The 14,844-nt window shown below is 42.2% G+C and carries 13 protein-coding genes; 9 read left to right on the plus strand and 4 right to left on the minus strand.

Annotated elements, in window-relative coordinates; genetic code table 11:
• Positions 1-14: 14 nt before the first annotated feature.
• Positions 15-1,802 (minus strand): choice-of-anchor I family protein, encoded by a 1,788-nt coding sequence (locus tag FPL17_RS13040; protein WP_159885429.1) that lies wholly within the window; start codon positions 1,800-1,802, stop codon positions 15-17.
• Positions 1,803-1,966: 164 nt separating this feature from the next.
• On the opposite strand from FPL17_RS13040, the gene mdtD reads away from it, so the two are divergent.
• The 9 genes from mdtD to FPL17_RS13085 all read left to right on the plus strand — a co-directional run bounded on the left by mdtD (position 1,967) and on the right by FPL17_RS13085 (position 10,857).
• Positions 1,967-3,355: a multidrug transporter subunit MdtD gene (gene mdtD / locus FPL17_RS13045; RefSeq protein ID WP_005191694.1), complete on the plus strand. Its 1,389-nt coding sequence runs from the start codon at positions 1,967-1,969 to the stop codon at positions 3,353-3,355.
• 49 nt (positions 3,356-3,404) lie between these two features.
• Positions 3,405-4,373: a hypothetical protein gene (locus FPL17_RS13050; protein WP_159885431.1), complete on the plus strand. Its 969-nt coding sequence runs from the start codon at positions 3,405-3,407 to the stop codon at positions 4,371-4,373.
• 10 nt (positions 4,374-4,383) lie between these two features.
• Entirely contained in the window at positions 4,384-5,145 is a 762-nt protein-coding gene (locus FPL17_RS13055; RefSeq protein ID WP_159885433.1) for a glycoside hydrolase family 25 protein, read from the plus strand.
• Entirely contained in the window at positions 5,135-6,202 is a 1,068-nt protein-coding gene (gene dinB / locus FPL17_RS13060; RefSeq protein WP_159885443.1) for a DNA polymerase IV, read from the plus strand. Before FPL17_RS13055 ends, dinB begins: the two co-directional genes overlap by 11 nt.
• Before the next feature lie 304 nt (positions 6,203-6,506).
• Positions 6,507-7,226 carry a two-component system response regulator CreB gene (creB, locus tag FPL17_RS13065; protein WP_159885445.1) on the plus strand — a complete coding sequence of 240 codons (720 nt, stop codon included), beginning with the start codon at positions 6,507-6,509 and terminating at the stop codon, positions 7,224-7,226.
• A gap of 42 nt (positions 7,227-7,268) precedes the next feature.
• Positions 7,269-8,696: a two-component system sensor histidine kinase CreC gene (gene creC / locus FPL17_RS13070; protein WP_266095751.1), complete on the plus strand. Its 1,428-nt coding sequence runs from the start codon at positions 7,269-7,271 to the stop codon at positions 8,694-8,696.
• Positions 8,697-8,771: 75 nt separating this feature from the next.
• Positions 8,772-10,160, plus strand: a complete 1,389-nt coding sequence (gene creD, locus FPL17_RS13075; RefSeq protein WP_159885449.1) for a cell envelope integrity protein CreD — start codon at positions 8,772-8,774, stop codon at positions 10,158-10,160.
• A gap of 62 nt (positions 10,161-10,222) precedes the next feature.
• Positions 10,223-10,426 (plus strand): hypothetical protein, encoded by a 204-nt coding sequence (locus tag FPL17_RS13080; RefSeq protein ID WP_159885451.1) that lies wholly within the window; start codon positions 10,223-10,225, stop codon positions 10,424-10,426.
• A 74-nt stretch (positions 10,427-10,500) separates the two neighbouring features.
• Positions 10,501-10,857: a RidA family protein gene (locus tag FPL17_RS13085; RefSeq protein WP_004802050.1), complete on the plus strand. Its 357-nt coding sequence runs from the start codon at positions 10,501-10,503 to the stop codon at positions 10,855-10,857.
• Here the strand turns inward: FPL17_RS13085 and FPL17_RS13090 are convergent.
• From FPL17_RS13090 to FPL17_RS13100, 3 genes are all read right to left on the minus strand, one after another.
• Positions 10,854-11,396, minus strand: coding sequence for a DUF2726 domain-containing protein (locus tag FPL17_RS13090; protein WP_005191674.1), 543 nt, complete (start codon positions 11,394-11,396; stop codon positions 10,854-10,856). The genes FPL17_RS13085 and FPL17_RS13090 overlap by 4 nt on opposite strands.
• Before the next feature lie 306 nt (positions 11,397-11,702).
• The gene (locus tag FPL17_RS13095) at positions 11,703-14,084 is read right to left on the minus strand and encodes a YgiQ family radical SAM protein (protein WP_005191672.1); all 2,382 of its coding nucleotides are present in this window, start codon (positions 14,082-14,084) and stop codon (positions 11,703-11,705) included.
• Between the two features lie 192 nt (positions 14,085-14,276).
• Positions 14,277-14,786, minus strand: coding sequence for a hypothetical protein (locus tag FPL17_RS13100; protein WP_005191670.1), 510 nt, complete (start codon positions 14,784-14,786; stop codon positions 14,277-14,279).
• Positions 14,787-14,844 lie beyond the last annotated feature (58 nt).

Here is a 14,844-nt window from a genome sequence, read left to right on the forward strand (position 1 = left end):
TTTATATTGAGAACTTATTGCACATTCACTTGATATAGCGCAGTTGAACCACTGACTTCATTACCGACCACCAGTAAAGGCTTGCCATTTGGTGAATCTTTTGCCGTAACGAAAATCAAACCTTCAGGCCCTAAATCCCCCTGCTTGGCCGTATCGGTTTCGACAAAATTACGTGTGCTAAAATATTCAATAAATTTCGGTTTATTCGGTGTGGTGATGTCATACACCATCACCCCACTCATCCGCTCTAGGCCAATAAAGGCAAAGGTTTTCTTACCGATCGTACCAACAGCAATACCCTCAGGCTCTGGACCTTTCGCTGCACTTCGTTTATCAAATGTTATTTCCTCATGATCACTATTAAAGTAATTCGGGAAGAGCTCTGCTATTTTCTTTTCAAATTCGCTACCAGAGTCCCAGATCATTTGACCTTGAGTATTCCAAATACTGAATGAACGTGCACCATAAGCATAAAGCTTGTCATAAACCAAATAACCATCTGCATCCAGTTTTGGCGTACCATCTGCATACATCTGGTAACCCTTGGTCCAAGTCACTTTTAAACGACCTAATTGGCTATCATCACGACATTCTTTTGCATCTGTTGCCGTTGCCCCACAATAACCAAATACTGCTGCATTCAATCTTGCGCCTTTAACACCCACCGCAATTTTCTGTAAATGTGCTGGATACTCGTCTTTCACTTTATTGGTAAAACCACTGCTCTTGAATAAATCTTTAACACGTATTTCTTCGACAAAACCTTTGCTGGTATCGCCGCCAAAATATGCATCTGAATCTTTTAACCAAGCACGTGCATCACCTTCATTGGCAGTGACCAGATAGGTTTGACCATTGGCTTGATAATTGACAATCGAGTCAGGTTGATACATACCAAACAAGCCAGCCCATGTTTTGATATCAATCTTCTTATCTTTATCGCTGACATCTAGTTCATTACCTATTTGCCCATGATCTTTATAACCCAATGGATAAATATCGGTGACTTTCTGCTGAGCGATATCAATACGGGCAATCGCATTGTTTTCTTGCAATGTCACCCAAGCAGTTTTGCTATCTGCTGAAATGGTTATATATTCAGGTTCTAAATCCTGAGCAACGCTCGCATTTGGTCCAAAAATACGCACACCTTTGGCGATTAAATCCGCCTTTTGTGAATTCCACGCCTTAAAGTCCGCGACACTGGCTTTGGGTTGTTGAATATTGCTGATATCGATAATGCTAACTGAACCTTCAGGATCAACCGAGTAGTCATCGTTTGGCTCACCTTCATTGGCCACCAAAACAGTTTTGCCGTCTGGGCTAAAAGTCAACATATCCGGCAATGAACCTACGGCAACTTTACTGATAAAACTTAAGTCCTTAGCATTAAAAAACACCACGATCCCAGCATCAGTTTTTTTCTCAGCTTGAACCGCAATCGCAACAATGCCATTTTTAACTGCAACGCTGTTCACTTCCGAATTGGCTAAATAAGTACGGGCAGAAAGCTCTGCAAGATGAACTGGCTTTTCAGGCTTAGAAGCATCTAAGACATCGACTAAACCCTTCTGGGCATTGACCACAAATAATCGTTTGCTTGCAGCATCATAGGCTGGAATTTCAGCCGCACTTTTGGCGAAAACATTAGTTTCATAACGTCCCAATAAACTTAACTTAATCGTTTCAGGCGTTGCTTCGACCATTTCAGGCACAATCGACTGCTTGTCATTATCGTCATTACATGCCACTAACCCCACCGACAGTAACGCTGTCAGTAAAACTGAAATCTTAAATTTCATGATCAAATTCCATACAATTTATTCTGTATGGCTAATCTAGTAGTTGGTGATGCAAATTCGATGACACTTTAATGTCAGTTTCATGACCACTCTTTGACAATTTTAGGCTTTATTTCACGCACAGTTGCATTAAACTAAAACTGCCTTTTTATTCATCACGGCTCATGACAACGACAACACATCAAGCGGTACAACCTGAGTTCCGATTGTTGGTGCTTCTGGTCTCGATTGGCTTTTTTATGCAAGCCTTGGATACCACCATCGTCAACACGGCAATTCCAGCGATGGCGGTTCAACTCAATGAAAATCCATTGCAGATGCATGGCGTCATTGTGGCCTATGTATTGTCAGTTGCAGCGTGTATCCCTTTAAGTGGTTGGTTGGCTGATCGCTTCGGTATTCGTAATATCTACCTCAGTTCTATGGTGATTTTCAGCTTGGCTTCGCTAGGCTGTGGCTTGTCTCAAAACCTAGAACAACTATTATTTTTCCGCGTGATTCAAGGCATTGGTGGTGCTTTACTGATGCCTGTAGGGCGCTTGGCTTTATTAAAACTCATTCCACGCTCCCAATTTCTGTCTGCCATGAGTCTGATGAGCCTTGCAGGTTTGATTGGACCGTTGATGGGACCGACTTTAGGGGGTTGGCTCGTCGAAGTGACCACTTGGCACTGGATTTTTTTAATTAATATTCCGATGGGAATCTTGGGAATGATCATGACCTTCAAAGTCATGCCAAACCAGAAAGAACCTAGCGTCAAATCCTTCGATTTAAGTGGCTTTATCCTATTAATGGTCGCAATGGTGGGCTTGTCCCTTGGGATTGAAAATATCGCCTCATCTCAATATTCCAGCCTGATCAGTATTGGTTTACTCATTGCAGGATTATTTGCAGCAATAGGCTATGCCTATCACGCACATACACATCAAAATGCCCTGTTTCATGGTCGCCTATTTCGTTACAAAATTTTCTCGATCGGTGTACTCGGCAATTTCTTTGCCCGCTTGGGCAGTAATGCAATCCCGTTTATCTTGCCGCTGATGTTGCAAGTGGCTTTTGGTTTCGAGCCGTTCATTACTGGCTTAATGATGATTCCAATGGTATTAGGTTCATTATTTTCCAAACCCATTATTCGCCCATTAATTCAACGGGTTGGCTATCGTCGGTTTCTACTGACCAATACCGTCTTGGTTGGTTTATGCATCGCTAGTTTTTCATTGATGACAGCCGCGACACCGCTTTGGTTAAAAGTGCTACACCTATTTATCTTCGGTACACTCAATTCGCTGCAATTCGTGGGTATGAATACGCTAACTTTGAAAGACTTACCACAACAAGATGCCAGCAGCGGCAATAGCTTCTTATCCATGATTATGATGCTTTCGATGAGTATCGGGGTAGCATTGGCAGGCACACTGATTAATGTGTTTGGTCAACACCTCTCAAGCACATCTCTGAGCACGGCATTCCACGCCACCTTGATCACACTTGGCTGTATTAATATCATTACCGCACTGGTGTTTTGGCAAATTCCCAAAGAAACCACAGATTAAAGCGAAAAGCCTAGAACTCTCGCAAATAAACAGAATAAGGAAAAGTAAAATGATCGTTCCCCAACATTGGGCAGAGGCCAAAACAAAAACCAAGATTGCAGGACGACAATACACCATTAAACGCTTTGGTTGGTCAGATCAAAGCCTTACAGCAGCGCAATCGCATGCTGAGCAACGTGTTGACGAGGCAATTGAAAGGATCAAGGCTGGTGAAAATATCCGAAGAATCGACCATAAAGTTCCCTACAATGGTGCCGAGGGTGTACCAATCAGAGAACAGATTATTGCTCAGCATGACGATGTCATTATCACGCGAAATTCCTACGGCGCATTATGCTTAAATACCCCAGATGTGTTATTTGCCGATATCGATTTCGAATACGCACCTCGATTTAGACTATATCTATTCGCTTTTTTATTGTTAATGCTAGTCACGAGTATTGGGGCTGTTTACTTAGGTTCATGGATGATCTTGGGAATCGGAGTGATTGTTTCCCTCATCTTGACAGGGTTAGTTGGCAAAGCGCTGTTCTATTTACAAAACAAGTTGTTTGGAACTCCTGAACAGCGTGCATTTGCATCAATTCAAGATTTCTCTCAACAGCACCCCACATGGCATTTACGCGTTTATCTCACACCAAAAGGTTATCGTGTTTTGGCAATGCATCAGATCTTTGAACCTAAAAGTGATGCAGCCCAATTATTATTCAATGCCATTCATGCGGATCCTAACTACGTCCGAATGTGTAAAAATCAAAATTGTTTCCGAGCCAGAATCAGCCCAAAACCTTGGCGAATTGGTGTGAATCGCTTAACACTCGGCGTCTGGCCAGTGAGTGAAGCACGTTTAGCGATCCGTGAAAACTGGGTTCGAGACTATCAGAAACAAGCCGAGAACTATGCATCATGCAAATTTGTGGCACAATTAGGCAGTCAGGTGACCCACATGAAGGCGAAGCGAGTACAATCTCTACATGACCAATACTGTAAATCTGACACTCGCTTAGACATCGCATAATACAAATGATATGGCAAAAAAATCGATAAAATTTCCACGTGCTCAACATTATCCGACTTACGTCAGTATCGGTTTAGCAGTCATGTTGGGTGTGGTCAGTTACTTTGGTTTGTTCTATCAGCAAAAAGCCTCGGCACAAGATTATTCCATCCGTGGCTTTGATGTGTCTCATCATCAAGGTGAGATTAACTGGAAGAAAATCTCACCGATGCAATATCAATTCGTCTATCTCAAAGCAACTGAGGGCGGTGATTTTAAAGATCGCAATTTTCAGCAGAATTGGTTAAAGGCGCGTGAACAAGGTCTGCATGTCGGTGCTTATCATTTTTATCGCCTGTGTCGTGATGGTGCTATACAAGCAGAAAATTTTATTGCCACCGTTCCGAAAAAAGCCGATGCCCTGCCGCCTGTGATTGATCTGGAATATGACAGTAATTGCATTAATACCTATACCAAAGAGCAGCTACTCAAAGAAATTCAGGTCATGCATGATCAACTGCAAAAACACTATGGTAAACAGCCGATTTTTTATATTTCTAAAAGCTTTTATCACATTGTCTTGATGGGGAACTTTAATCAGACGCCTGTTTGGGTTCGTGATTATGAGGGCAAACCTGAACTCAAAGATGGTCGACAATGGCTATTTTGGCAGCACAGCAGCCAAGGCAAAATCGCTGGAATTCCTAAAGCGGTCGATTTAAATGTCTATGCGGAATCGCCAAAGCAATGGCGGATTTTTCTGAAAGAGCAAGGCATTGACGATGTCAAATGAGTTACGCAAAATCATCCATATCGACATGGATGCCTTTTACGCCTCAGTCGAGCTCAAAGACCGCCCTGAGCTAAAAGATTTGCCAGTGGTGATTTCCTCACATCATCCTCGTGCAGTGATTGCCGCAGCCTCTTATCCTGCCCGTGTCTTTGGACTCCGTTCTGCCATGTCAATGGGACAAGCCAAAAAACTCTGTCCACAGGTCATCGTGATCGAACCCAATTTTGAAAAATACCGCGAAGTTTCAGCGCAAATTCATCAGATTTTTCAGCAATACACGCCCTTGATTGAACCGCTTTCTTTAGATGAAGCCTATCTGGACGTGACTGAAAACTTAAAGAATATTGCCAGTGCCACCGAAGTTGCTGCACAAATCCGTGCTGATATTTTTGCAGTCACAGGACTGACCGCGTCCGCAGGCGTGGCGCCGAATAAGTTCTTGGCAAAAATTGCCTCGGATTGGAACAAACCCAATGGCTTATTTGTGATTAAACCCAATCAGGTGCTACGTTTTATTCAAGATTTAGCCTTGAATAAAATTCCTGGGGTGGGAAAAGTCACCCAAGAACGACTGCAACAACTGAATTTGCATACCTTGGGTGATCTGCAAAAAATCGACGAAAATGTGCTGATTCATCATTTTGGGAAGTACGGTAAACAGCTGTATTTATATGCGCAAGGCATTGATCACCGACCTGTCAAAGCAGAACGGGAACGTCAACAAATCTCCAAGGAAATTACTTTTGATGATGATTACACCCTTGCTCAATGCAGCCATGCATGGCAGCCATTGACCGAGCAAGTCTGGCGTAGTCTGACTAAAAAACAGCTAGCCGCGCGTGGTGTGACGGTCAAACTTAAGCTTAAAAATTTCCAAGTTTTACAACACAGTAAAAGCTTTAAGCAAGCACTGCAATCGCAACAGGATTTAGCCCAAGTACTATTACAACTGCTCGATGAAATGCATATTGACCCAGAATTTCAATTTCGTCTGGTTGGGGTAGGTGTTTATCAATTGCAACCGCTTGAAGAAGAATCACAACTTTCTTTATGGTGATGCTGTTTTTTTGCACAACCATACAACGCAGACTGAAATTTATGTTTGCTTTTTATCCAGTTTTCAGTACTCTAAGCAACGCAGTAACATTATCCATGTTGCTTGCTTTGCTAAAGAAAACCTCACTTTTAGCATCTGCTCCTGTGGTTGGCGTGACGATCAAATCCGAATATTACAGGGCACTTCAAGTGTGCTTTACCAATTCCCCCTCGCTATAAAAATTCTGAATTTAATTCTTCTCTCCTCCAAGACTTCAGTTAAACTAAGTGCATAAAATTAGAATATTGCGCATTACAACTGTCTTATGAAACAAAAACAAATTCTCTGTGTAGAAGATGAAGCCGCAATTGTACTCCCACTACGTTATGCGCTTGAGCGTGAAGGCTGGCAAGTCAGTTGGGCCAATACAGGGACACAGGCACTGCAATTACTGACACAACAATCCTTTGATTTTATTATTTTAGATGTAGGACTCCCTGACCTGAATGGTTTCGAAGTCTGCAAACAATTACGCCAAAAATACCAAACACCTTTACTGTTTTTAACAGCCCGTGATGATGAAATTGATCGAGTGGTGGGGCTCGAAATTGGAGCAGATGATTATTGCAGCAAGCCCTTTAGCGCACGAGAAATTGTGGCAAGAATCAAAGCGATTTGGCGCAGAATGGAAGCGCAAGCTCAGCCTGTTACAGCCTCTGTAGCAGCGACGAAAACTGAAGTTATTGTGCAATCGGCAATCTGGTCATGTAACCCGCAGTCCTTGCAGATTCATTATCATCAACAAGCGCTACAACTGACTCGCTATGAATACCGCTTGTTATTTTTACTGATTCAGCATCCAGAACAGGTGTTTAGCCGCCAACAACTGATGGATCATATTTGGGAACACCCTGAACATAGCTTAGAACGTACCGTCGATACGCATATCAAGAGTTTAAGACAGAAGCTCAAACTGATTACCCCACATGATGACCCAATTCGTACTCATCGTGGCTTTGGCTATAGTTTGATGAAGTTGAGCTAAAGCATGTCGATCTTTGTCCGTATCTGGTTTTTCTTTAGCTTAGTGGTGGTACTGAGTCTAGGTTTTATCGCCTATACCCTGACCCAGCAAGTGAAACCCAATGTACGGCAAGTGGTTGAAGACACCCTCGCTGAAAATGCCAATATCATTGCCCAACTGATTGCGGAAGATGTCTATCAACATCAGGTGGATACGCCCGAATTTGATCAAAAAATTCAAGCAGCTTTGTCCCGTCAACTGAATGCCACCATTTGGCAGCACCGCAAAGAACAGATTAACCAGCAACTGTACATTACCGATCCCAAAGGCATCGTGATTTATGATTCTGAAGGGCAAGCTGTAGGACAGGACTATTCAAAATGGAATGATGTCTACTTAACGCTACGCGGCAAATACGGCGCACGTTCAACGGCAACCAACCCCTATGACCGCAATAGCAGTGTCATGCATATTGCAGCACCAATTATTTATCAACAGCAATTGCTCGGTGTGGTCAGTATTGGTAAACCAAATCAGTCGGTACAACCTTATATCGAGCGCGCCGAACAGCAATTAATTTATCAATCCTTATGGATCGCAGCACTGAGCTTATTATTGGCGAGTATGGTGGCGTATTGGCTAAGACACAGTATTGATCGCGTTCGACGCTATGCACAGGCTTTGGCACCCGTGAATCAGGCGCCTTTCTTTTATTCCGCTAAAGAACTCAACCAAGTGACTCAAGCACTGAGCGAAATGCGGGAAAAACTGGAAGATCGTGGCTATGTCGAGAACTATGTCAATACACTCACCCATGAACTCAAAAGCCCCCTCACCGCGATTCAAGCCAGCGCTGAATTACTACAGGATGACTTACCACTGGCTGATCAGCAACAGTTTGCCCATCATATCGTCCAGCAAAGCCAGCGTTTGCAGTCATTGATTGAACGGATGTTGTTATTAACACGACTCGAAAAAAATCAGCATGCTTTAGAGTTTCAAAACTTAGACCTAAACGAACTCATTCAACAATGCTTTCAGCAACAACATAGTGCTTTGCAACTTAAGCAGATCCAAATACAACTTGATCTGCCCCAACACTGTTCGATCCATGCCGATCCATTTTGGCTGAAGCAAGCATTGAATAATCTCTTAGATAACGCCAGAGATTTCTGCCCGCCACAAGGAAAAATCGCAGTCCAACTTCAACAAGACCTACCCCATCAAAGCATCACCTTGCTGTTTTTTAATGAGGGTGATGCGATTCCTGAATATGCCTTAAGCCGTGTATTTGAAACCTATTTTTCTCTACCACGTCCGCATAATCAGCAACGCAGTACAGGCATTGGGCTCAGTATCGTCAAACAAATTATTCAGCAGCACCAAGGTCAGATTAGCATCCAGAATATTGAAGCAAATCGCCTCGACTTCTTAGCAACACATCAACCTGGTGTGCTCTTGACCATCATACTTCACACAAACTTCACTTAAGCTTCAAACTGAACACATCCGAACTGCATATCGCATATAGATACTGGTCATATCCTAATGACCATGGAATTTCATATGCGTCGCAATTTTATCAATCTTAAAATCGGAGCCATTCTGTTCCTGATTTTGATTTTTTATATTGGTCTGTTTTTTATTTCGAGCTTGGTCTCAGAACGCCAAAGCTATCAACAACAAGTCATTCGCGACATTGCCAATGAACAAATCCGTCCACAGCAAATTGTTGCCCCTTATTTAAAACTGCCTTATCAAGTGCAAACCACCTGTACCGATGAACAAAAGAAAAGTTATACCTGTACGCAAACCCTATTTGTCGCGGTAGGCGCTGAAAGTGCCGACTGGACTGCACAATTTAAAGTTTCGGACAGTACCTATAGACGCAATATTTATAAAGCGATCAGCTATCAAAACATAATGTCAGGCAAAGGGGCATTTAAGGGCATCGATAACGAAGCAAAACGTGATTATCTATGGGAGCAGGCTGAAATTATTTTCCCGATCCAAGATGCACGTGGGCTGAATGCCAAACCTGTATTGGATATTGAGGGTAAGGCCTATAAGTTTGACTTTTCTGAGCAAAGCCAAGGGCAACGCGGTTTTGATCTGATGCACCTTACTGCAAAAAAATATCCTGAACTGGTACAAAAATTTCAGCAGGGTTTTAAATTTGGCCTGCAGTTCGAGCTTGAAGGACTCAGTGCATTCAGCTTCATTCCAACCAGTTATGAAATGACCTATCAAGCCACAGGTAACTGGGGCGATGTTAAATATGATGGGCAAAGCCTACCCTTTAAAAAATCCAGTGAAAAACACCAATTTCAGGCAGACTGGAAAAATATCGCACTGGGTAAACGTAATTTAGAAAATGTGTCACTGTGTGAAAATAGCCAATGTTTTTATCAGGTCTTAAATACAGAAAATGCACCCGCAGAAGCTGCCTATGATAGCCGCACCCCCTCCAATATTTCAGGTATTTCGACTCAATTCCTAGAGCCTGTCAATATCTATACCCAAACCGATCGTGCGATTAAATACGGCGTGATGGTGATCATCCTTACCTTTGGCTGCTTCTTCCTGTTTGAAGTTTTAAAACAACTCAAAATCCACCCTGTGCAATATGCACTGGTTGCCATGGCGCAAGGCGTTTTCTTTGTCCTGTTACTTTCGATCAGTGAATATTACGCCTTTTCACTCGCCTATCTAGCGGCAGCAATCGCTTGTGTCGGTCTCATCACATGGTATTTATATTTTGTGGTCAAAGGGATTAAACCTGCACTGTTATTCGGGATTCTACTCGGTGTGCTCTACGGCATGATGTATCTATTACTGCAATCCAGTGGTAAGACCTTCTTATTTGGTTCGATCCTGTCCTTCATCCTGATTGCCTGCGTCATGTTCATCACCCGTCATGTCAACTGGTACCAATCCGAACAACAAAGCCAATAAAAGCACATAGGGGTGAAGTACTGTCTTCGTCCCTTTTCACTGCATGAATAAGGAATAATACCATGTACCAAACAACTTATTTAGCGTTAAAGCAACTGAAACAGCTATGTCCTTTACATAGCTCAATTGCAAGCTGTCTGAATCAATTACGACAAGCCAAAATCCAGTTTTTGAATCTGGGAAATATTATTGTTTGCCCACAACAACGCTGTATTTTGGTTTTCAAACATCGTAACTTAATGGAAATAGAAAGTTTTTTAGCCTGATTTATACAAAATTACATTGCAGCTGAATGGCATCAAGTACAATCCCCACTATACTTTTCGATTTGGGAATCACTATGTCTGTGCAACGCCTTCATGTCACATCACGTTATTGCGAAGTTGCAATTTCAGGAAATCTTGTTCATTTAGCAGGTCAATTGGCTGATGATACCAGTGTTGATGTAACCGCACAGACACAGCAAACCTTAGATAATATTGATCGTTTATTGGCAGAAGCGGGTACAGATAAAACCCATATTCTATCTGTACTGATCTTTTTAAAAGACATTGAAAAAGATTATGCGGCAATGAATGCAGTATGGGATGCATGGATTGCTGAGGGACATCCCCCAGCACGTACCTGTGTCGAATCTAAACTATACACACCTGATGTTTTAGTTGAAATGACGGTAACCGCAGTTCGCCCAGATTAATAAGATTTCACTGCAAATTCATTATATTTCATCATTCGATCCGCTTTCGCGATTGGCATTGATGTTGTCGTGGAAGCGGTTGAAACCGTCGCAGGTTCAAACAGATCAGGCACCAAATCCTCTCTGAGCTCTTGCTCAGTCGGAATACTGCTATAACGTAGTACACGATAGCCGGCCAACTCAAGCAAACTGTCTTGATAGTGCTTTTGATGCAGACGGTTCACATAAGATTCGTCTGCAATCTCAATAATCGCAAGCACTTGATGCTGTTGATCTAAAACCACAAAATCAGCAACCAAACCTTGATATTTACGGCGTGTGTGCGCAAATTTTGTAGTCAGTAAAGCATCAAAAGAAACATGTGCCAACATGGTATGACGAGGTAAAACAGCCTGCAAACGCATGAGTGTAATTTGTTCTGCGATATTCAAAATACCACGGCGTTTTAACGGACTATCCTGACGCCTATTTTGTTGTAGGCGGCGAAGTGCAAGTGCTGTGATCAACAGCAACCCAACTGTTGTTATAAAATAATACATTTCTAACTAATCCCTTTAGATTTTTTATAATCATTTTGGCTTTATGCCAATTTTTTTAATCAAGAACATCGATAGCAAAGTCATTTTGCAGTGCAAACTTAAGTTTTTTAATCGTGTTTTCCTAGACGACCAAAGTCGTAATAGCCCTCTGCACTTTATTTATAATCATTCGGCATCCAAGATTCAAGTCGTTATTGTCAGTTTATGTTTCTATGGGCGATAGTTTTACGATCAAATTGTGACCACATGATAATTTAGGCATAAAAAAGAAGGCATGAACGCTCTCATGCCCTCTTCTACACCAAATTAACGATGTGCTTTGGTTTTAGACTTTGGCTTTCCTGAAAATGGTCTTTTCTCACCCGTTTCACGTGGTGGTAAACCATTATGTTGGGTTAAGACCTGTCCTTTTTGCGGACGCTGTTGACCTGACTGTGAACGAGATTGGCCTTGACCACGTTTTGCAGAATCCCCTGCGACAGATGAATTCTTTTTGCGTGCCGATTTATATTCACCTTCAGCAGTCCCTTGTGGCTGATAAGTTGGAATCAAATGCTGCTTTGAATTTCCGATTAAATCTACACGCCCCATCTCTTTCAAGGCTTCACGCAATAAAGGCCAGTTGTTTGGATCGTGATAGCGTAAGAATGCCTTATGCAAACGACGACGCTTTTCGCCTTTCACGATATCCACATTTTCCGTATAACGTGCCACTTTAGACAATGGATTTTTGCCTGAGTAATACATTGTGGTCGCAGTTGCCATTGGCGATGGATAGAAGGTCTGTACCTGATCGGCACGGAAGCCATTTTTCTTCAACCAAATCGCCAGATTCATCATGTCGTAATCGGTGGTACCCGGATGCGCAGCAATAAAGTATGGAATTAAATACTGTTCCTTACCTGCTTCCTTACTGAAACGCTCAAACATTTGCTTAAAGCGATCATAAGTCCCGATGCCGGGTTTCATCATCTTCGATAATGGGCCATTTTCGGTATGCTCAGGCGCAATTTTTAGATAACCACCGACATGATGCTGTACCAATTCTTTGACATATTCAGGATTTAGAACTGCAAGGTCGTAACGTAGACCTGAACCAATCAGAATCTTCTTCACCCCTTTGATTTCACGGGCTTTACGATAAAGCTGAACCAATGGTGCATGGTCGGTATGCAAGTTCTGACAAACGCCTGGATAAACACACGATGGTTTACGGCAATTCTTTTCAATTTCAGGGTCTTGGCAATGCAAACGGTACATGTTTGCCGTTGGTCCACCTAAGTCCGAAATAATCCCAGTGAAGTTAGGTGCAGTATCACGGATCTTTTCAATTTCACGTAAAATCGAATCTTCTGAACGGTTTTGGATAATACGACCTTCATGCTCGGTAATCGAACAGAAAGTACAACCACCAAAGCAACCACGCATGATATTCACAGAGAATTTGATCATATCAAATGCTGGGAAACGCGCATTGCCATAAGCTGGATGCGGTAAGCGCGCATAAGGCAAATCAAACACATAATCCATTTCCTCAGTGGTCAGAGGAATTGGCGGTGGATTAATCCAAACATCACGCTCACCATGACGTTGCACCAATGCACGCGCATTACCGGGGTTGGTTTCTAGATGCAAAATACGGTTGGCATGTGCATAGAGTACCTGATCCTCAGCCACTTCTTCATAAGAAGGTAAACGGATTACCGCTAATTCGCGTGGTGGTAATTTATGTTTAATTGCTTTTGATGGTGCAGGTTTCAGCTGTACGATCTGCGTATCTGGATCTAGATTGTCGCCTTCACGTACAATTGGGTTTGCCACAAATTCTTTTTGGAAGTTTTGATACTGCGCCAGTGAGTTGCCTTTTTCTTTTTCAACTTCACAGCCATCAATATCTTCAGTCATCACATAAGGATTGATGATCTGATCAACACGACCAATGGTATCAACATCGTTACTGGCGATTTCAACAAATTTTGCTTTCGATTTTTTATTATGTTTATTAATAATAAATGCAGTACCACGAACATCAGTGATCTCGTGGACTTTTTCACCTTTGGCTAAACGATGCATCACGTCGATGATGGCACGCTCGCCATTGCCATACATGAGTAAATCAGCTTTAGAGTCCATCAAAATCGAGCGGCGGACTTTGTCTGACCAATAGTCATAATGTGCGATACGACGTAAGCTGCCTTCAATCCCACCAAGTAAGACTGGAACGTCTGGAAAAGCCTCACGACAACGCTGACAGTAAACCGTGGCTGCACGGTCTGGGCGTTTATTCGCTTCATTATTTGGTGAATAGGCATCATCAGAGCGGATTTTACGATCAGCCGTATAACGGTTAATCATCGAATCCATGTTCCCTGCGGTCACACCCCATGCAATGGTTGGCTTGCCTAGAACGCGGAAGCTCTCTGCATTCGTCCAATCAGGTTGCGCAATAATTCCGACACGGAAGCCTTGTGCTTCAAGTACACGCCCAATCACACCTGATACAAAAGATGGATGGTCAATATAAGCATCGCCACAAACTAAAATAAAGTCACATGCATCCCAGCCGAGTAGATCCATTTCTTCTCGTGACATCGGCAAAAATGGTGCGGGTTCAAAACACGACGCCCAATATTTGTCGTAATCAAACAGCGCTTTAGGCGCAGTCTGCATGGTATAGGCAGTAGACATAGCTTGCGAATCTCGGCTAGCAGATGAAGGAGAGACATTTATCGGGGTTGGTTGTATTTTAACCCCTAAAATGAAAGCCGATCATTTTAACATGAATTTCATTCATTTTTATAGCTCAAAAAACAAACAATAGTGTTTCCCCAAAAAGTATTTGTAACTTATTGAGGAAACAGCGTCATAAGATGATGATAATTATTCTTTTTCGTTCAAGAAACCTTCTTTAATTTCAGAAGGTAAATCTTGATGCCACCATATATAAATAGAAGCTTTAATTTCTTCATCTTCATCAGGATCATTAAAAGGTTCATCATCTTCACGGATAAGCTCATCGCCATTAAATTTGAACCAAAACTCCCAAGGATCATCATCACCACAGCCCCAAGCTTGTGCATGAATATCAGGTAATACTCTTTTTAAGAATAATAAAATATTTTCAATGTTTTCATCACCATTTGAGCCATGGGTAAAATCTAGCACAGCAAACCCATCAACATAGTGCAGTGTCTCTGGTGTAAGATCATGTTCAATCGAATCGATCAAATCAACCAGCTCTTGAGTAATCTCATCTGCTTGCGGATTAATTAGTAAAGCTGTCTGAATGAACTTTTCTTCATCTCCATGATGTGTGGTAAATAAAACTTCTAATTGCCCCATGATTGTTGAATCAGGATGTTTATAATAAACGCGACTATGTAATTCCATATTATTTTCCCCAATTTTAATATTATCTCTACACCCAAATAGGTGCTTATTTAAGTTA

Origin of the sequence: Acinetobacter dispersus (assembly GCF_009884975.1) — a bacterium.
Lineage (GTDB): Bacteria > Pseudomonadota > Gammaproteobacteria > Pseudomonadales > Moraxellaceae > Acinetobacter > Acinetobacter dispersus.

Excerpts from the sequence above, each read along its gene's own strand:
- FPL17_RS13040 (WP_159885429.1), bottom strand. The coding sequence starts at position 1,802 with ATGAAATTTAAGATTTCAGTTTTACTGACAGCGTTACTGTCGGTGGGG.
- creB (WP_159885445.1), top strand. The coding sequence starts at position 6,507 with ATGAAACAAAAACAAATTCTCTGTGTAGAAGATGAAGCCGCAATTGTA.
- mdtD (WP_005191694.1), top strand. The coding sequence starts at position 1,967 with ATGACAACGACAACACATCAAGCGGTACAACCTGAGTTCCGATTGTTG.
- FPL17_RS13090 (WP_005191674.1), bottom strand. The coding sequence starts at position 11,396 with ATGTATTATTTTATAACAACAGTTGGGTTGCTGTTGATCACAGCACTT.
- FPL17_RS13055 (WP_159885433.1), top strand. The coding sequence starts at position 4,384 with ATGGCAAAAAAATCGATAAAATTTCCACGTGCTCAACATTATCCGACT.
- FPL17_RS13050 (WP_159885431.1), top strand. The coding sequence starts at position 3,405 with ATGATCGTTCCCCAACATTGGGCAGAGGCCAAAACAAAAACCAAGATT.
- FPL17_RS13085 (WP_004802050.1), top strand. The coding sequence starts at position 10,501 with ATGTCTGTGCAACGCCTTCATGTCACATCACGTTATTGCGAAGTTGCA.
- dinB (WP_159885443.1), top strand. The coding sequence starts at position 5,135 with ATGTCAAATGAGTTACGCAAAATCATCCATATCGACATGGATGCCTTT.
- FPL17_RS13080 (WP_159885451.1), top strand. The coding sequence starts at position 10,223 with ATGTACCAAACAACTTATTTAGCGTTAAAGCAACTGAAACAGCTATGT.
- creD (WP_159885449.1), top strand. The coding sequence starts at position 8,772 with ATGCGTCGCAATTTTATCAATCTTAAAATCGGAGCCATTCTGTTCCTG.
- FPL17_RS13100 (WP_005191670.1), bottom strand. The coding sequence starts at position 14,786 with ATGGAATTACATAGTCGCGTTTATTATAAACATCCTGATTCAACAATC.
- FPL17_RS13095 (WP_005191672.1), bottom strand. The coding sequence starts at position 14,084 with ATGTCTACTGCCTATACCATGCAGACTGCGCCTAAAGCGCTGTTTGAT.